Annotated in this window: 16 protein-coding genes; 8 read left to right on the top strand and 8 right to left on the bottom strand. The window is 58.1% G+C overall.

Going from position 1 to position 18,216, the window contains the following annotated elements; translation table 11 throughout:
- Window positions 1–98 precede the first annotated feature (98 nt).
- Entirely contained in the window at window positions 99–758 is a 660-nt protein-coding gene (yghB, locus tag USH94_RS02730) for a DedA family general envelope maintenance protein YghB (RefSeq protein ID WP_023309176.1), read from the top strand.
- A gap of 47 nt (window positions 759–805) precedes the next feature.
- Here yghB and USH94_RS02725 read toward each other — a convergent pair whose 3' ends face one another.
- Entirely contained in the window at window positions 806–1,705 is a 900-nt protein-coding gene (locus tag USH94_RS02725; protein ID WP_111963271.1) for an AraC family transcriptional regulator, read from the bottom strand.
- A 194-nt stretch (window positions 1,706–1,899) separates the two neighbouring features.
- On the opposite strand from USH94_RS02725, the gene yqhD reads away from it, so the two are divergent.
- Complete coding sequence (yqhD, locus tag USH94_RS02720) at window positions 1,900–3,063, top strand: alcohol dehydrogenase (protein ID WP_111963272.1); 1,164 nt, start codon at window positions 1,900–1,902, stop codon at window positions 3,061–3,063.
- Window positions 3,064–3,168: 105 nt separating this feature from the next.
- The gene (gene dkgA / locus USH94_RS02715; protein WP_111963273.1) at window positions 3,169–3,996 is read left to right on the top strand and encodes a 2,5-didehydrogluconate reductase DkgA; all 828 of its coding nucleotides are present in this window, start codon (window positions 3,169–3,171) and stop codon (window positions 3,994–3,996) included.
- Window positions 3,997–4,079: 83 nt separating this feature from the next.
- Here the strand turns inward: dkgA and USH94_RS02710 are convergent, their stop codons facing one another.
- Complete coding sequence (locus tag USH94_RS02710; RefSeq protein WP_111963274.1) at window positions 4,080–6,251, bottom strand: YgiQ family radical SAM protein; 2,172 nt, start codon at window positions 6,249–6,251, stop codon at window positions 4,080–4,082.
- Window positions 6,252–6,450: 199 nt separating this feature from the next.
- On the opposite strand from USH94_RS02710, the gene USH94_RS02705 reads away from it, so the two are divergent.
- Complete coding sequence (locus USH94_RS02705) at window positions 6,451–7,926, top strand: TrkH family potassium uptake protein (RefSeq protein WP_111963275.1); 1,476 nt, start codon at window positions 6,451–6,453, stop codon at window positions 7,924–7,926.
- A 30-nt stretch (window positions 7,927–7,956) separates the two neighbouring features.
- Here the strand turns inward: USH94_RS02705 and ftsP are convergent, their stop codons facing one another.
- The 4 genes from ftsP to USH94_RS02685 all read right to left on the bottom strand — a co-directional run bounded on the left by ftsP (window position 7,957) and on the right by USH94_RS02685 (window position 13,108).
- Complete coding sequence (ftsP, locus tag USH94_RS02700) at window positions 7,957–9,369, bottom strand: cell division protein FtsP (protein WP_023309186.1); 1,413 nt, start codon at window positions 9,367–9,369, stop codon at window positions 7,957–7,959.
- Window positions 9,370–9,427: 58 nt separating this feature from the next.
- Window positions 9,428–10,165: a 1-acylglycerol-3-phosphate O-acyltransferase gene (gene plsC, locus USH94_RS02695; RefSeq protein ID WP_045404006.1), complete on the bottom strand. Its 738-nt coding sequence runs from the start codon at window positions 10,163–10,165 to the stop codon at window positions 9,428–9,430.
- A 164-nt stretch (window positions 10,166–10,329) separates the two neighbouring features.
- Window positions 10,330–12,588 carry a DNA topoisomerase IV subunit A gene (gene parC / locus USH94_RS02690; protein WP_111963276.1) on the bottom strand — a complete coding sequence of 753 codons (2,259 nt, stop codon included), beginning with the start codon at window positions 12,586–12,588 and terminating at the stop codon, window positions 10,330–10,332.
- A 118-nt stretch (window positions 12,589–12,706) separates the two neighbouring features.
- Window positions 12,707–13,108 (bottom strand): YgiW/YdeI family stress tolerance OB fold protein, encoded by a 402-nt coding sequence (locus tag USH94_RS02685; protein WP_111963277.1) that lies wholly within the window; start codon window positions 13,106–13,108, stop codon window positions 12,707–12,709.
- Window positions 13,109–13,246: 138 nt separating this feature from the next.
- On the opposite strand from USH94_RS02685, the gene qseB reads away from it, so the two are divergent.
- The 4 genes from qseB (at window position 13,247) to USH94_RS02665 (ending at window position 16,284) form a co-directional block, all read left to right on the top strand.
- Complete coding sequence (gene qseB, locus USH94_RS02680) at window positions 13,247–13,906, top strand: quorum sensing response regulator transcription factor QseB (protein WP_023326078.1); 660 nt, start codon at window positions 13,247–13,249, stop codon at window positions 13,904–13,906.
- Window positions 13,903–15,252 carry a quorum sensing histidine kinase QseC gene (gene qseC / locus USH94_RS02675; RefSeq protein WP_111963278.1) on the top strand — a complete coding sequence of 450 codons (1,350 nt, stop codon included), beginning with the start codon at window positions 13,903–13,905 and terminating at the stop codon, window positions 15,250–15,252. The genes qseB and qseC overlap by 4 nt, the downstream gene beginning before the upstream one ends.
- A gap of 104 nt (window positions 15,253–15,356) precedes the next feature.
- Window positions 15,357–15,938, top strand: a complete 582-nt coding sequence (locus USH94_RS02670) for an NAD(P)H-dependent oxidoreductase (protein ID WP_111963279.1) — start codon at window positions 15,357–15,359, stop codon at window positions 15,936–15,938.
- Between the two features lie 31 nt (window positions 15,939–15,969).
- Window positions 15,970–16,284, top strand: coding sequence for a putative quinol monooxygenase (locus tag USH94_RS02665; protein WP_032664433.1), 315 nt, complete (start codon window positions 15,970–15,972; stop codon window positions 16,282–16,284).
- An 88-nt stretch (window positions 16,285–16,372) separates the two neighbouring features.
- On the opposite strand, the gene USH94_RS02660 is transcribed toward USH94_RS02665, so the two are convergent.
- On the bottom strand, window positions 16,373–17,260 hold the full coding sequence (locus USH94_RS02660) for a MurR/RpiR family transcriptional regulator (RefSeq protein ID WP_111963280.1): 888 nt from the start codon (window positions 17,258–17,260) through the stop codon (window positions 16,373–16,375).
- On the bottom strand, window positions 17,257–18,207 hold the full coding sequence (locus tag USH94_RS02655) for an iron-siderophore ABC transporter substrate-binding protein (protein WP_111963281.1): 951 nt from the start codon (window positions 18,205–18,207) through the stop codon (window positions 17,257–17,259). The genes USH94_RS02660 and USH94_RS02655 overlap by 4 nt, the downstream gene beginning before the upstream one ends.
- Between the last annotated feature and the right edge of the window lie 9 nt (window positions 18,208–18,216).

Genomic DNA, 18,216 nt, shown 5'->3' with positions numbered 1-18,216 from the left:
CAAGCAGAAAAGTCTGCATGAGTTGCGCCCGGGATCAAACCCGACGGGCGAATAAGGGAGTACAATAGCGCTATATCTGCTGTTCCACAGGAAAGTCCATGGCTGTTATTCAAGATATTATCGCGGCGCTCTGGCAACACGACTTTGCCGCGCTGGCGGATCCTCACGTCGTCGGTATCGTTTACCTCGTGATGTTCGCAACTCTGTTTCTGGAAAATGGATTACTGCCAGCCTCGTTTTTACCCGGTGATAGCCTGCTTTTACTTGCCGGGGCGTTAATCGGGAAAGGCGTCATGGACTTCACGCCAACGATGGTTATTCTCACCTCCGCAGCCAGCCTGGGCTGCTGGTTGAGCTATCTTCAGGGCCGCTGGCTCGGGAATACCCGCGTCGTAAAAGGCTGGCTGGCGCAGTTACCGCATAAATATCATCAGCGTGCGACCTGCATGTTCGATCGCCACGGCCTGCTGGCATTGCTGGCGGGGCGTTTCCTGGCGTTTGTTCGCACCCTTCTGCCGACGATGGCGGGCATTTCCGGTCTGTCGAACCGCCGCTTCCAGTTCTTCAACTGGCTGAGCGCCCTGCTGTGGGTGGGTGTAGTCACCACGCTCGGCTACGCGCTGAACATGATCCCTTTTGTGAAACACCACGAAGATCAGGTGATGACCTTCCTGATGGTGCTGCCGATGTTCCTGCTGGTGGCGGGTCTGGTGGGAACCATCGCGGTGGTGATTAAGAAGAAGTACTGCAGCGCATAATTCAACAAGCCGGGTGGCGCTGTCGCTTACCCGGCCTGTGTTTCCCCTCAGGCTCCCTGCATCGTTCTGATACGTGACGCATCCTCTCCCGGCGTGACGCCGAAATAGCGCTTAAACTCCCGGCTGAACTGCGACGCACTTTCATAGCCCACCCGCATCGCCGCCGCGCTGGCCTTCATGCCGTCGTGGATCATCAACATCCGCGCCTTATGCAGCCGGTAGGTTTTGAGGTACTGCAGCGGAGAGGTGCTGGTCACCGATTTAAAGTTATGGTGAAACGCCGAGACGCTCATGTTTGCTTCCGCCGCCAGCTGGTCGACGCTGAGGTTTTCCGTGTACTGGCTCTCGATACGCTTGAGCACGCGGCTTATCAGGCTGAAGTGGGTCTGTCGGCTCACCAGAGCCAGTAACGCCCCGCCGCCCGGGCCCAGCAGCACGTGGTAGAGAATTTCGCGGACGATCTGCTTGCCCAGAATACGCGCGTCCAGCGGCCTCTCCATCACGTCCAGCAGACGCTCAATGGCGCAGAGGATCTCTTCAGACAGCGTCGCCGAGTTAATCCCGCTCGAGGCCATCGAAGGCTGGAAGAGTTCATCTTCGCCAATCTCCATCAGCAGCTCCTGCAGTTGGAGGATGTCGACATTGACGCGAATACCCGCCAGCGGAACCGCCTCTGTCGCGAAGGTTTCACATTCAAAGGGTAAAGGTACCGTCAGGAGAAGATATTCATTGGTGTCGTAGCGGAACACGCGCTCGTTGATATAGCCAATTTTATGGCCTGAAAAGAGAAAAACGATGCCCGGCTGATACATGACCGGCGTGCGCGTCCCCGGCTGCGTGCCATAGAGCAGGCGAATATCCGGCAGCAGATCGCTGGCACGATTATCATTATCTATCAATCTCTTAATCTGCACAGTGAGCTGCTGGCAGATAGCCTCACGGTTCATCCTGCGTTACTCCGGGTACGGTTTTTGACGCTAACAGTGTGCGTCGTTTTCCGCGCTTTCTCCAGCGCTCTGTAGAAATGGGCAAGACATCGGCAGGAATGTGCATTGAGGGGATAGCCCCGGACGGCCACAATGTGCAGCATCAGGTCGCCCTCTGCGCACCACGGTTTTTCACCCACTAAAGGGAACGAGCAATGAACAACTTTAATCTTCACACCCCAACCCGCATTCTGTTTGGTAAAGACGCTATCGCTGACCTGCGCGCGCAGATCCCTGCTGACGCCCGCGTACTGATCACCTACGGTGGCGGCAGCGTGAAAAAAACCGGCGTACTGGATCAGGTTTATAGCGCGCTGGACGGTCTGGACGTGCGTGAGTTCGGCGGTATCGAACCAAACCCGTCTTACGAAACGCTGATGAACGCGGTGAAAATTGCCCGCGAAGAAAACGTCACCTTCCTGCTGGCCGTCGGCGGCGGCTCCGTACTGGACGGCACCAAATTCATCGCAGCGGCAGCGCACTACGCTGAAGGCATCGATCCGTGGCACATTCTGGAAACCCGCGGCAGCGACATTAAAAGCGCCATCCCGATGGGCTCCGTGTTGACCCTGCCAGCCACCGGTTCTGAATCCAACAAGGGCGCGGTGATCTCCCGTAAAACTACCGGCGACAAACAGGCCTTCATGAACGAACACGTCCAGCCTGTGTTCGCTATCCTGGACCCGGTTTACACCTACACCCTGCCTGCGCGTCAGGTGGCGAACGGCGTGGTCGATGCCTTTGTTCATACCGTTGAGCAGTACGTCACGTACCCGGTGAATGCCAAAATTCAGGATCGCTTCGCGGAAGGCATTCTGCTGACGCTGATTGAAGAAGGTCCGAAAGCGCTGAAAGAGCCTGAAAACTACGACGTTCGTGCCAACGTGATGTGGGCCGCCACACAGGCGCTGAATGGCCTGATCGGCGCTGGCGTGCCGCAGGACTGGGCGACCCACATGCTGGGCCACGAGCTGACTGCGATGCACGGTCTTGACCACGCCCAGACCCTGGCCGTTGTGCTGCCTGCCCTGTGGAACGAAAAACGCGACACCAAACGCGCCAAACTGCTGCAATATGCTGAGCGCGTGTGGAACATCACCGAGGGTTCTGACGACGCGCGCATTGATGCCGCCATCGAAGCGACCCGCAGCTTCTTTGAAGGTCTGGGCGTGCCAACGCGTCTGTCCGGCTACGGGCTGGACGGCAGCTCCATCCCTGCCCTGCTGGCGAAACTCGAAGAGCACGGCATGACCCATCTGGGCGAGCACGGCGACATCACGCTGGACGTCAGCCGTCGTATTTACGAGGCGGCACGCTAAGCGTTTTTGTCCCCCCGACTTTCGTTTTTTGACATTTCGTCCAGACTTAATGCACACCCCATCGCCGGAGTCTCCCTCCGGCGATGCGCACCTGAAGGAGGAAAAATGGCAAACCAAACCGTAATCAAGCTGCAGGACGGCAACGTGATGCCCCAGTTGGGGCTAGGTGTATGGAAAGCCGGTAACGACGAGGTCGTCTCCGCCATTCATAAAGCCCTTGAAGTCGGCTATCGGTCGATTGACACCGCCGCCGCGTACAAAAACGAGGACGGCGTGGGTACCGCACTGGCCAGCGCCGGTGTCCCCCGCGATGAGTTATTCATCACCACGAAACTGTGGAATGACGATCAAAAACGTCCCCGCGAGGCCCTGCAGGAGAGCCTGGATAAGCTCCAGCTCGACTTCGTCGACCTTTATCTGATGCACTGGCCGGTTCCGGCTATCGACCATTATGTTGATGCCTGGAAAGGGATGATTGAACTGCAGAAAGAGGGGCTGGTGAAAAGTATCGGCGTCTGCAACTTCCAGGTTCATCACCTGCAGCGGCTGATTGACGAGACGGGCGTCGCGCCTGTCATTAACCAGATCGAACTGCACCCGCTGCTGCAGCAGCGTCAGCTTCACGCCTGGAACGCCACGCATAAAATCCAGACCGAGTCATGGAGCCCGCTGGCACAGGGTGGCGAAGGCGTGTTCGACCAGAAAATTATCCGCGACCTGGCGGATAAATACGGCAAAACCCCGGCGCAGATCGTCATTCGCTGGCATCTGGACAACGGCCTGGTGGTGATCCCGAAATCGGTCACGCCATCGCGCATCGCCGAGAACTTCGACGTCTGGGATTTCCGTCTCGACAAAGATGAGCTGGGGGAAATTGCGAAGCTGGATAAGGGCAAGCGGCTTGGGCCGGACCCGGATCAGTTTGGCGGGTAATTGCGTAAAAAAGCCGGGTGGCGGCTTCGCCTTACCCGGCCTACGTGTCGATATAAAAACCCCGGCTTGCCGGGGTTTTTTATTTACGCTTTGCGCTTCACGGGCTTCTTCACACTCGAATTACCATTCGAACGCTGATGCACAATCGGCGTGTGCTTGGTCAGCGCCGGGCGCGTATTGCGGTTCTGGCGACGCGCTTCGCGCATCTCATCCAGCGTCGGGGCCGGTACCAGACAGTCGCGGCGCGAGCCGATCAGGTGTTTTTTACCCATCTCTTCCAGCGCCTGGCGGATCAGCGGCCAGTTTTTCGGATCGTGGTAACGCAGCAGTGCCTTGTGCAGACGACGCTGTTTATCCCCTTTAGGCACCACCACCTCTTCACTCTTGTAGCCAATCTTACTCAGCGGGTTCTTGCCGGTGTAATACATGGTCGTCGAGTTGGCGAGCGGTGACGGATAGAAGTTCTGCACCTGATCCAGGCGGAAGCGGCGCTGCTTCAGCCACAGCGCCAGGTTCACCATGTCCTCATCACGCGTGCCCGGGTGCGCAGAGATGAAGTACGGGATTAGATACTGCTCTTTGCCCGCCTGCTTCGAGTAGGTGTCGAACAGCTCTTTAAAGCGATCGTAGCTACCCATGCCCGGCTTCATCATCTTCGACAGCGGGCCTTCTTCGGTGTGCTCCGGCGCAATCTTCAGATAGCCACCGACGTGGTGCGTCGCCAGCTCTTTGATGTAGCGCGGATCTTCCACGGCGATGTCGTAACGTACCCCGGAGGCTATCAGGATCTTCTTGATGCCCTTCAGGTCACGCGCGCGGCGGTAGAGGTTGATCGTCGGCTCATGGTTAGTGTCCATGTGCTCGCAAATGCTTGGATAGACACAGGAGAGGCGACGACAGGTTTGCTCTGCGCGCGGCGACTTGCAGCGCAGCATGTACATGTTCGCGGTTGGACCGCCGAGGTCGGAAATCACGCCGGTAAATCCAGGTACCGAGTCGCGAATCGCTTCGATCTCATTGATGATCGAATCTTCAGAGCGGCTCTGAATAATGCGCCCTTCGTGCTCGGTAATCGAGCAGAAAGAACAGCCGCCGAAGCAGCCGCGCATGATGTTGATCGAGAAGCGAATCATCTCATACGCCGGGATACGGGCGTTGCCGTACGCAGGGTGCGGCACGCGCTTGTACGGCAGCGCAAAGACGCTGTCCATCTCTTCGGTGGAAAGCGGGATCGCCGGCGGGTTGATCCAGATAAAGCGCTCGCCGTGCTTCTGCATCAACGCGCGGGCGCAGCCAGGGTTGGTTTCATGGTGCAAAATACGGGACGCGTGCGCGTAGAGCACCTTGTCGGCTTTCACCTTCTCATAGGAGGGCAGCAGCACGTAGGTCTTTTCCCACGGCTTCGGGCGCGGAGGCTGCACGACGATAGCCTTCGCTTCCGCTTTCTTTGGCTCTACCGGCTTGTTATCGGCACACGGCAGATCGTCGCCATACGGATGTGGGATCGGGTCGATTTTACCCGGCATATCAATGATGCGGGAATCCACTCCGCGCCAGCCCGGCAGCGCCTCTTTCACCATGATGGCGGTATTGCGCACGTCGCGGATGCTGCTCACCGGCTCGCCCTGCGACAGACGGTGCGCCACTTCCACCAGCGGACGCTCGCCGTTTCCGTAAATCAGCATGTCGGCTTTGGAATCCACCAGCACCGAGCGGCGCACGGTATCAGACCAGTAATCGTAGTGCGCGGTACGGCGCAGGCTCGCCTCGATGCCGCCCAGGATCACCGGCACGTCTTTCCAGGCTTCTTTGCAGCGCTGGGTATAGACGAGGGTTGCGCGGTCAGGGCGTTTACCCGCCACGTTATCCGGCGTGTAGGCGTCGTCATGACGAAGCTTACGGTCGGCGGTATAGCGGTTGATCATCGAGTCCATGTTGCCTGCTGTCACGCCGAAGAACAGGTTCGGTTTACCCAGACGCATAAAGTCGTCTTTGCTGTTCCAGTCAGGCTGGGAGATGATCCCCACGCGGAAGCCCTGCGCCTCAAGCATACGTCCACAGATGGCCATGCCGAAGCTCGGGTGGTCAACGTAGGCATCGCCCGTGACCAGAATGATGTCGCAGCTGTCCCAGCCCAGTTGGTCCATCTCTTCCCGGGACATCGGCAGGAATGGCGCCGGTCCAAAGCAGGCCGCCCAGTACTGGGGCCAGGAGAAGAGATCACGATCCGGCTGGATCAGGGAAATTGCGCTCATAATGCTTCCGAAGAAAAAATAAACAAAAGGAGCGGGATTATACGCTGTTCATCCGCCGGATTTGAAGAAAAGGATGCAGGAAGCAGGCAGATATTCACGGAACTCGTTAAAATACAGCACCCTGATAATTTTGGATCATAATATTCACTATATTTTCCGGTGATTTGCCCCGGAATGCGTGTTTGTGCGGAGCTCAGTTGTGAAGCCCAACGATTCGTTACATGTCTCCCAACTGCGGGTTGTCCTTCACCTCTGCGGTTTTCTGGTTCTGCTGTACAGCCTTTCTATGCTGCCGCCGATGGTTATCGCCCTGCTGAATAAAGAGCGGACCTACTTTGCCTTTCTGACCACCTTTTTAACCTTTTTTACTCTCGGAGGGCTAACCTGGCGGGCAACCCGTCACGCGGGCATACAGCTGCGCACCCGCGACGGTTTCGTGATCATCGTGCTGTTCTGGCTGCTGTTTTCATTGATTAGCGCCATGCCACTCTGGATGGATGACGGGCTACAGCTCTCTTTTGCCGACTCGCTCTTTGAAGGGGTTTCCGGGATCACCACCACCGGGGCAACGGTGATCGGGGACGTCAGCGCCCTGCCTAAATCGTACCTTTATTACCGCGCTCAGCTGAATTTCATTGGCGGGTTAGGCGTCATCGTGCTGGCCGTCGCGGTCCTGCCGCTGCTGGGCATCGGTGGCATGAAGCTCTATCAGTCAGAGATGCCGGGACCGTTCAAGGAGGAGCGCCTGACGCCCCGCCTTGCCGATACTGCGCGCACGCTGTGGGTGACCTACTTCGCGCTGGGGGTGGCCTGCACCCTGGCCTACTGGCTGGCGGGAATGTCTTTTTTTGACGCCCTCTGTCACGGGCTGTCGACCGTGTCACTGGGCGGGTTCTCCACCCGCAGCGAGAGCATTGGGTTTTATGACAGCCACGCGATTGAGCTGGTCGCCGGGGCGTTTTCACTGCTCTCCGCGTTTAACTTCACCCTCTGGTACGTCGCCATTGTCAGACGCACCCTGAAACCGATTCGCCGCAGCCCGGAGGTTAAATTCTTTCTGAGCGCCGCCGCGGTGATTATCGTCATCACCGCCTGGCAGGTCTGGCATGCCGGGATGTACAACGCCACTGATAGCCTGGTGCATGCCTTCTTCCTTGCCAGTTCGATGATGACCGATAACGGCCTTTCGACAGCCGACTATGCCCAGTGGCCAGCACATACCATCTTCCTGCTGTTGAGCGCCAGCTTTTTTGGCGGCTGCGTAGGCTCGACCTGCGGCGGGATCAAAGCGCTGCGTTTTCTCATTATGTTCAAGCAGAGTATTCAGGAGATGAACCAGCTGGCGCATCCGAGAGCGCTGCTGAGCATTAAGGTGGGCAAAAGCGTGGTGAATGAACGCGTCCTGCGCTCGGTCTGGAGCTTCTTTTTTCTCTACGTGATGATTACGGGCTTTTTTGTCTGGTCGCTCAATCTGATGGGCTACGACCTGTTTACGTCATTCGCAACGGTTGCCGCATGCATCAACAACATGGGGCTGGGGTTTGGCGAGACGGCGTCGACGTTCGGCACGTTAACAGAGGGGGCAAAACTGCTGATGTGCGCGGCGATGATCTTAGGGCGTCTGGAAATTTATCCGGTGCTGATACTGTTCTCGCGCTTTTTCTGGCGGGCATAAAACATTCCCGGCGAACCGGGAATGTCAGGATTATGGGGCCGGATTGATCAGCATCTGCCCTACGGAGCCCCTGTCCATCATCTCCAGCGTCTGGCTGTGGAACAGGAACGGGAAATGCGGCCACGAAGGCTGACCGTAGTAGACAAGCAGCTCAACCTGGCCGTCCACCCAGACGGTATCTTTCCAGCCGCGGTCTTCCGGGAACGGCATGGCACCGTTGACGTTGCGGATCAGGAATGCCACCCCTTCAATATGGAACGACTGCGGCATATCTGAACGCACCGTCCAGCGCTCCCAGGTACCCTGCTGCGCGGTAATGTCAATGCGGTTGACGTCCCACAGCGCGCCGTTGATGCCCGGGTCGTCGCCGAGGCTGATATCACGGCTGCGCACCGGCGAGCCGCTCATGATCTCCTGCGGCAGCAGGCGCATGGGCAGGCTATCGGTCACCAGCGGCAGCAGACCGGTTGGACGCAGGGTCAGCACCAGGGTCGAGACCAGAATGCTCGACGGTTCAAAGAACCCGCGAATACGGTCGACAATGCTGGCCGCTTCACCGCAGGTGACAGACACTTCATCCCCATTGGTCATATCAATGAGAACTTCGCGACGTTCGCCCGGCGAGAGCGCAAGCTGTTTGACGGACACCGGCGCCGGTAAAAAGCCCTGATCGCCGGAGATCACGTGCAGCGGACGGCCATCGCTCATTTGCAGCTGATAGCGGCGCGAGTTGGACGCGTTGAGCAGGCGCAGGCGCACCCAGCCGCGAGAAACTTCGACATACGGGCTTTGCGCGCCGTTGACCAGCAGCGTATCACCGACGAAGCCACCGCTGCCCGGCTCGCTGTATTCAGGCGTGCCGAAGTTATCCAGACGTTTGTCCTGGATGATTATGGGGAAGTCATCCACGCCGTAGTGATTCGGGATCGGCAGAGATTTGCTGACTTCATCTTCCACAAGCCACATGCCGGCCAGGCCGTTATAGACCTGCTGCGCCGTGCGGTTAGGGGTGTTGGCGTGATACCACAGGGTTGCCGCGCTCTGGCGAATCGGCAGAACGGGCGCCCAGTCGGCGCTGGGTGACATCATTCGCGCCGCGCCGCCAATCAGCGGGCCAGGCACCTGCAGGCCGCTGATGGTCATAGCGACATTTTCAGGGGTGCGGTTACTGTAGATGAGCTTTACGTCATCGCCATTCCACACGCGTATGGTCGGCCCGAGGTAACGTCCGTTAATGCCCCAGACGGGCGCACGCGTCCCCTGGGTAAAGGACCAGTGGCTACGCTGCAGCGTCAGGAAAAGCGGCTGACCGCGACGGGATTCAATTAATGGCGGTATAGGCAGCGGCTGTTGCTGCCCGGCGGCGCTGGCTGTCAGCGGCATCGCACCCGCACAAAGGGCGATCCCTGAAGCCTGAATAAACTGACGCCGACTGAGTGACATATAAGCTCCATCTGAAACGACTAACAACGCGGGAATTCGTTTTCCCTTCAACGCCGGGTTAAATCTTACCGGCGGCTTCTCTCTCTGCGACTTCTTTGTCGAGCTGCGCAATATGCTGAGCCATTAGCTCACGGCAGTGTGCTGCCAATTCACGCACCTGATCTTTACCGTATTTGCTGGTATCGACAGGTGGCAGCATTTCGACAATCACCAGCCCATTATTCAGGCGGTTAAGATTAATCTTATTCGAAGTATTGGAAACGCACACGGGAATAATTGGAACACCTGCCGCAATTGCAGCATGAAACGCACCGGTTTTAAACGGCAGCAGGCCGCGACCGCGGCTGCGCGTTCCTTCCGGGAACATCCAGATTGAGATTTTGCGCTTTTTAAAATGATTCACTACTTCCGCAATGGTGCTGTGCGCTTTTGCACGGTTATTACGGTCAATCAGCAGGTTACCGGTAAGCCAGTACAGCTGACCAAAAAACGGGATCCACAGCAGGCTTTTTTTGCCCACCGTCACGGTCGGTGGAAGCACGATATTAGAGGCCGTCACCATATCGTAGTTGTTCTGATGGTTGGCAATATAGATGGCGTTACCGAAATTCTCCGCCCCTTCCGGCAGACGTTTTTCAACCTTCAGGCCAAACAGCGGAGCAAGGCGCCCGAACATATGGCCAAAGGTGGCGACATGCTTCGGATTACGCGGGCTGAACAGGCAATAAATAGAGCCGAAAATACAGACCAGAATACAGTAGATGACGGTAAGAATAAGACGAACAATATATAGCATAGCGACCTCTGAAGCCCCAACAGCTGACAATTATACTTCACCTGTGGCCAGGTAAGGACTTTATTACGAGCGCGTATTGTTAATCGCAACGCACGAATTAACAACGATTTTACGGGAAATTTTATTGAAATTCCCCCTCCGGACAGAGGGGGGATATCACGACATTACTCTTCGCTGTCGCCCGCCGCGCTGCGTGCAGGAGAGTCAATCTCCACGCGATCGATACGCTGCAGACCGCGCATCAGCGAGCCGCGGCGACCGCGCTCACCCACCACCTTCTGCAGCTCTTCCGGACGAAGCTTGATTTTGCGCTTGCCGACGTGAATGGTCAGCGTGCTCTGCGGCGGCAGAAGGAAGAGGTGCGCCAGGCCATCTTCACCTTTCGCGGCCTCCGCCGACGGGATGTTGATGATCTTGTTGCCCTTGCCTTTTGACAGCTCCGGCAGATCGCTGACCGGGAACATCAGCATACGTCCGGCGGTAGTGATCGCCAGCAGCATGTCGCTTTCGTTCTCAATCACCAGCGGTGCCATCACGTGAGCGTTGTCCGGCAGGCTAATCAGCGCCTTACCGGCACGATTGCGGGAGACCAGATCGTTGAAGGTACAGATAAAGCCGTAGCCCGCATCGGACGCCAGCAGCAGCTTCTGGTCATCGGCTTCCATCAGCATATGGTCAACCGTCGCTCCCGGCGGCAGCGTCAGCTTGCCGGTGAGCGGCTCGCCCTGCCCGCGCGCGGAAGGCAGCGTGATCGGGTCAATGGCGTAGCTGCGACCGGTGGAGTCGATAAACGCCACCGGCTGGTTGCTCTTGCCTTTCACCGCCGCTTTGAAGCTGTCGCCCGCTTTATAGCTGAGCCCCGGCGCGTCGATATCGTGGCCTTTGGCGCTGCGTACCCAGCCGCTCTGCGACAGGACAATAGTCACAGGCTCGGACGGCTGCATGTCGTGCTCGTTCATCGCCTTCGCTTCTTCGCGCTCGTGCAGCGGAGAACGACGGTCGTCGCCGAAGGCGTCGGCATCGGCCTGCAGCTCTTTTTTCAGCAGGTTATTCATCTTGCGTTCGGACGCGAGGATCGCCTGCAGCTGATCGCGCTCTTTTTCCAGCTCGTTCTGCTCGCCGCGGATCTTCATCTCTTCCAGTTTGGCGAGATGGCGCAGCTTCAGCTCGAGGATCGCTTCGGCCTGGGTTTCGCTGATGCCAAAGCGCGACATCAGGGCGGGCTTCGGCTCGTCCTCGGTGCGGATGATCTCAATCACCTCGTCGATATTGAGGAACGCCACCAGCAAACCTTCAAGGATATGCAGGCGCTTAAGCACTTTCTCCAGACGATGGTTCAGACGACGGCGTACCGTATCGCGGCGGAACGTCAGCCATTCGGTGAGGATCTCCAGCAGGTTTTTCACCGCCGGGCGTCCGTCGAGGCCGATCATGTTCAGGTTGATGCGGTAGCTTTTTTCCAGATCGGTGGTGGCAAACAGGTGGTTCATCACCTGCTCCATGTCCACGCGGTTGGAGCGCGGCACGATCACCAGACGGGTCGGGTTCTCGTGGTCCGATTCATCGCGCAGGTCGTCGACCATCGGCAGCTTTTTATTGCGCATCTGGGAGGCGATCTGCTCCAGCACTTTGGCGCCGGAAACCTGATGCGGCAGCGCGGTGATCACCACGGCGCCGTCCTCTTTATTCCACACCGCGCGCATGCGCACAGAGCCGCGCCCGTTCTGGTAGATTTTGCGGATTTCCGCGCGCGAGGTGATGATTTCGGCTTCGGTTGGGAAATCTGGCCCCTGCACGATATCCAGCAGATCGTCGAGCGAGGCTTTCGGCTGCTCGATCAGGGTGATGGCGGCTTTCGCCACTTCACGCAGGTTGTGCGGCGGAATGTCCGTCGCCATACCGACCGCAATACCGGTGGTACCGTTCAGCAGGATGTTCGGCAGACGCGCAGGCAGCATCTTTGGCTCCTGCATCGTACCGTCGAAATTTGGCACCCAGTCGACGGTTCCCTGACCCAGCTCGCCCAGCAGCACTTCGGCATATTTAGAGAGACGGGATTCGGTATAACGCATTGCCGCGAAGGATTTTGGATCGTCCGGCGCCCCCCAGTTCCCCTGACCATCCACCAGCGGGTAGCGGTAAGAGAACGGCTGAGCCATCAGCACCATCGCTTCATAGCAGGCGCTGTCGCCGTGCGGATGGTATTTACCCAGCACGTCACCGACGGTACGGGCGGATTTCTTGAACTTGGCGGTGGCGTTCAGCCCCAGTTCGGACATCGCATACACGATGCGGCGCTGAACGGGCTTCAGGCCATCCCCGATAAACGGCAACGCCCTGTCCATGATGACGTACATGGAATAGTTCAGGTAGGCGTTTTCCGTGAATTCATGTAGCGCGAGGCGCTCTGCCATATCGCTCATTACGTGTGATTCCTCAACTCAGAAACCGAAGGGTTTCAGGCAATATTGCCGCAGATACTACCCTATCTGACGAGTTGAGTCACAAAGAAAAAGGGCCGCTTATGCGGCCCTTTCCGGGTTATTTGTTCAGCTTAATGACCTGCTTCACGTCGATTTCAAAATCGTTCCACTCTTTATCGACCTTGCCCTGGATTTCCACTTTATCCTGAGGGGTGACGGTCACGCCGTTCCAGCGCTTGTGGTCAATCTCCACATTGACCGTGCCGGTCTCATCGCGGAAGGTGTAGCGGTCATCGGACAGGCGCTGGGTAATGTTCCCGCGCAGCTTCACCCAGCTATCGTCCTTCATCTCTTTTACCTTCACCGCAGTGGTGAGGTTAGCGTCGTTATCAACAAAACCTCCCGTCTGCGTCTGGGTCTGGGTTTGCGTGGCCGACGGGCCGTTAAATCCGCCCTGCGCGGCAAAAACGGGGGCAGTGGTCATCATCATGATGGCGGCAATAGCAGCGAATTTTTTCATATTAACTCTCCCTTTAATCTGGTTTCGCAGTCCATTAAACAGGGTAATCCTTAACAACTTCTTAAGGGAAAAATTTATTTATTATTGCTGTACAGCAGGCGCTTACAGAGGGTTTACTGACGGCATCAAGGAGGGAATATGCGCATTTTACTGGTAGAAGACGACACGTTAATCGGCGACGGTATCAGGGCGGGTTTAAGCAAAATGGGCTTTAGCGTGGACTGGTTTACCGACGGTAAAACCGGTCAGGCCGCGCTTGCTTCTGCGCCCTATGATGCCGTGGTGCTGGATCTGACGCTGCCGGAAATCGACGGTCTGGACATCCTGCGCGCGTGGCGCGAAAGCGGGCGCAGCGAGCCGGTATTGATCCTGACCGCGCGGGATGCGCTCAACCAGCGCGTGGAAGGGCTGCGTCTTGGCGCGGATGATTATCTCTGCAAGCCGTTCGCGCTGATTGAAGTCGGCGCCCGCCTCGAGGCGCTGGTCCGCCGCAGTCACGGCCAGACGCATAGCGAGCTACGCCACGGCAAGGTCACGCTCGATCCGACCCGTCTCGTCGCCACGCTGGACGGTGAACCGCTGACGCTGAAGCCGAAAGAGTTCGCGCTGCTGGAACTGCTGATGCGCAATGCAGGCCGCGTGCTCCCTCGCAAGACGATTGAAGAAAAACTGTATACCTGGGATGACGACGTCTCCAGCAACGCGGTAGAAGTCCACGTTCATCACCTGCGCCGCAAGCTTGGCAGCGAGTTTATCCGCACCGTGCACGGCATCGGCTATACCCTGGGTGACGCATGAAGCTGACGCAACGCCTGAGCCTGAAGCTGCGCCTGACGCTCCTCTTTTTAGCGCTCTCCCTGACGGCATGGTTTGCCGCCAGCCTGGTGGCCTGGCAGCAGACCACCCACAAGCTGGATAAGCTCTTCGACACGCAGCAGATGCTGTTTGCCAAACGGCTGCTGACGATGGATCTTGACGAGATCCGCGCCCCCGAACGGATGCGCGAGATCCCGAAAAAAGTGAAGCATGGCCGTCTCGATGACGACGCGCTGGCTTTCGCCATTTACGCCGTCGACGGCAAAATGCTGCTGAACGATGGCGAGAACGGGCGCGATATTCCGTACCACTATCGCCGCGACGGGTTTGCTAACGGGCAGCTCCAGGACGACAACGACGAATGGCGTTTCCTGTGGCTGACCTCACCCGACGGGAAGTACCGCGTGGTGGTCGGCCAGGAGTGGGAGTACCGCCAGGAGATGGCGCTGGACGTGGTCAGCTCGCAGCTCACGCCCTGGCTGGTGGCGCTACCGGTGATGCTGCTTTTGCTGGTTCTCCTCCTGAGCCGGGAGCTAAAGCCGCTGAAAAAGCTGGCGCAGACCCTGCGCTCCCGCTCGCCGGATGCTACCGATAAACTGCCGACGGAGGGCGTCCCTACGGAAGTGCGCCCCCTTCTTGATTCGCTGAATCATCTCTTCGCGCGTACCCAGGAGATGATGACCCGCGAGCGCCGCTTTACGTCCGACGCCGCCCACGAGCTGCGCAGCCCGCTGGCGGCCCTGAAGGTGCAAACTGACGTGGCGCAGCTCTCGCAGGACGATCCGCAGGCGAGGGAAAAAGCGCTGGCGCAGCTGCATGCAGGCATCGACCGCGCTTCCCGGCTGGTGGACCAGCTCCTCACGTTGTCGCGTCTGGACTCGCTGGATAATCTTGACGACGTCGAACCGATAACGCTTGCCGATTTACTTCAGTCGGCGGTGCTGGATATCTGGCATCCGGCGCAGCAGGCAGGGATTGATATTCGCCTCAACAACCACGCCCCGCAGATCAAACGTCAGGGACAGCCACTGCTGCTAAGCCTGCTGGTGCGCAACCTGCTGGACAACGCCATCCGCTACAGCCCGCGCGGCAGCGTGGTGGACGTCACCCTGGACGCGCGTAGTTTTACCGTGCGCGACAATGGCCCAGGCATTTCACCTGACGCGCTGGCGCGCATCGGCGAGCGCTTTTATCGTCCGCCGGGTCAGGATGCCACGGGCAGCGGGCTGGGGTTATCCATCGTAAAACGCATCGCCGCGCTGCACGGTATGCGCGTCTCGCTGAGCAATGCGCCTGAAGGCGGTTTTGAAGTGAAGGTCAGCTGGTAGAGATTATTGCGTTTAATGCAAAAGACTTTGCACATTTTGCTCATTTTTCCGCTCCGTCCTCGCGCGTAGAATACTCGCCATACTCTCATCGTCGAGGACAAATAATGAGCAACATCCTGATTATCAACGGTGCAAAAGAATTTGCGCACTCTAAAGGCCAGCTGAATGACACCCTGACCGAGGTCGCGGACGGTTTCCTGCGCGACGCCGGGCATGATGTTAAGGTCGTACGCGCGGACAGCAATTATGACGTGAAGGCCGAAGTACAGAACTTCCTGTGGGCTGACGTGGTGATCTGGCAGATGCCAGGCTGGTGGATGGGCGCGCCGTGGACCGTAAAAAAATACATGGACGACGTGTTCACCGAAGGTCATGGCTCACTGTATGCCAGCGATGGCCGCACCCGCTCTGACGCGTCCAAAAAATACGGGTCAGGCGGTATGATTCAGGGCAAAAAATATATGCTCTCTCTGACCTGGAACGCCCCGCTGGAAGCCTTCACCGAGAAAGATCAGTTCTTCGAAGGCGTGGGCGTTGACGGCGCGTACCTGCCGTTCCACAAGGCTAACCAGTTCCTGGGCATGGATCCTCTGCCGACGTTTATCGTCAACGACGTGATTAAAATGCCTGATGTCCCGAGCTATATCGCAGAATATCGCAAGCATCTCGCGGAAATTTTTGCTTAACTGGTAGCCTGGAATTAAAGGAGTAGTAAACATGCTTACCGTTATCGCAGAAATCCGTACTCGTCCAGGTCAACATCACCGTCAGGCGGTGCTGGATCAGTTCGCGAAAATTATCCCGACCGTACTGAAAGAAGAAGGCTGCCACGGCTACGCGCCGATGGTGGATGCCGCCACTGACGCCAGCTTCCAGGCGACCGCACCGGACTCGATCATCATGGTTGAGCAGTGGGAAACCGTCGCGCACCTCGAAGCACACCTGCAGACCACGCACATGAAAGCGTGGAGTGACGCGGTGAAGGGTGACGTGCTGGAAACCCACATCCGCATTCTGGAGCAAGGGGTTTAAGTTTTCCCTCACCCCAGCCCTCTCCTGACGGGAGAGGGAGAACAGGTCCAGGCCCGGTGAGCGTCAGCGCAACCGGGCTTTGTTGTTTTTAGCTGCTTTTCTTCCCCGGTTTTAACCCGCGATGTAGCTCGTTGATGCGCTTCATCGACTTGATAGTGCGCTGCGGCTCGGTGGAGGCTACGGATAAAATAATCATCTCCAGACACAGCAGCACCGTGCCGTGGAGCGGGATTTTGCCCTTTTCGCCGCCGCGCGGAACGTGGATCACCACGCTGGCCTCCTTGCTGAAGCGCGAATCAAGGGCGTTGGTCAGCAGTATCGTTGGAATGCCCAGACGTTTTGCTTCACGCAGGGTGGTTTGCCCCTCCCGGTGCGCGGACTTCTGCGCCATCATCACAAGCACGTCGCCGCGCTGAAGCGCAATCAGCTGCTCGGCAAGCCCTATTCCGGTACGGTTAAGCGGCGTGGCGGGTAACCCCATGCGGCTGAACAGCCTGGCGGTATACTCGGCCAGAATGCCGGAGGCGCCAATGCCAAATATGGCGACCTGCCTCGCCTGCGCCAGCAGAGAGACCGCCTGGGCCATCGCGTAGCGGTTGTGCGGCTCGGACAACACCTCGCAGGTGTGTTGATGCCCCTCCAGAACGAAATCAATGCTCGCGTTGACGTCGCTGGCAAGCGTGTTCACCGTAGTGGACATCTTTTCGCTGGAGGTGACCACCGGACCAAACCACTGCTCAAGCGTTTGCTTGAGATCGCGCAGCCCGGCGAAACCCAGCGCCTGGATGGCGCGGACCACCGTGGCATCCGAGGTTTTCAGTTCCGCAGCAATCTCCATGGCGGTCTGTTCCATCACCGCTTCGCGATTGTCATGAATATAGCGTGCAACCTGCAGCAGACGCGGCGTCAGCTGATGCGCCCGCGCGCGAAAACGGTCGCCATAGACATCCACGCGCCCTTTCTCTTTGCGGATCACCGTGATGCCTCCGGCAGCGGACGCCCGGCAATCTGAGACTGTACCTGCGCGACCATCAGCCCTAAAGACGCGAACGAATTCGAGATCGCCTCTTCACGCGAGATCAGCACGTAATGCCCGGTTCGGCAGGCATTGAGGAACTGACACCAGCCCGGCATGACCGCATCCATCGCCGCCAGCTCGTCCTGCGGTTTACCGCCCGTATCCCCGCGCCAGGTGGCGAAGACGAAATCGGCATCCAGCTCCGGCAGGCGCTCGGCGCTGACGTCAATCCGTCCCCCTTCCGGGATGGACTCAATCAGCGGCGGGAACTTGAATCCTGCGTCGCGCAGCACGCGGCCCAGCGAGTGGTAGCTGTGCATGGCGTTAATCTTCCCCTGATTCGCCTGAATCACAGACACGGTCACCTTGCTGGTATCAATAGTCGACTTCAGCGCCTTAATCTGCTCCTGATAGCGCCGCTCCAGAACCTTGAGTCGCGCCTGCGTTCCCGTCAGCTGAGCCAGCTTGCGGTAGATCTCCGGCGCGCCGCCGTCGAGATGATCGATGCTCACCGTCGGGGCAATTTTCGCCAGCTGTTCCACCGGGGTGTTGCGGGTCGGCTCGGTAATAATGAGGTCAGGCTTTGCGGCGGCGATGGCTTCAATGTCGATATCGGCCGTGCCGATAAATTTAATGTCGGAATTATCGAAGTCGACGCCGGTCAACATGCCGCTGGAGCGCAGAAAGTGGCTACCGTCCGGCCGCGTGCGGCCATGGCTCGCCACCGGCGGCACGCCAAGCTCAATCAGCGGAATGGTGATATCCAGATCGTGTAATGAAACAATCCGCTTCGGATGAACCGGCACAACGACCTTGCGTCCCAAATCGTCGGTAAATACCTGCGTTGGCTCCGCCGCGCTTACCGCGAACCCCACCAGTAACAGCATCGAAAATAGTACGCGCATTATAGTCCC

The organism is Enterobacter sp. 148H3, assembly GCF_034107425.1.
GTDB lineage: Bacteria > Pseudomonadota > Gammaproteobacteria > Enterobacterales > Enterobacteriaceae > Enterobacter > Enterobacter vonholyi.
This window is presented reverse-complemented; position numbering and strand designations above follow the sequence as displayed.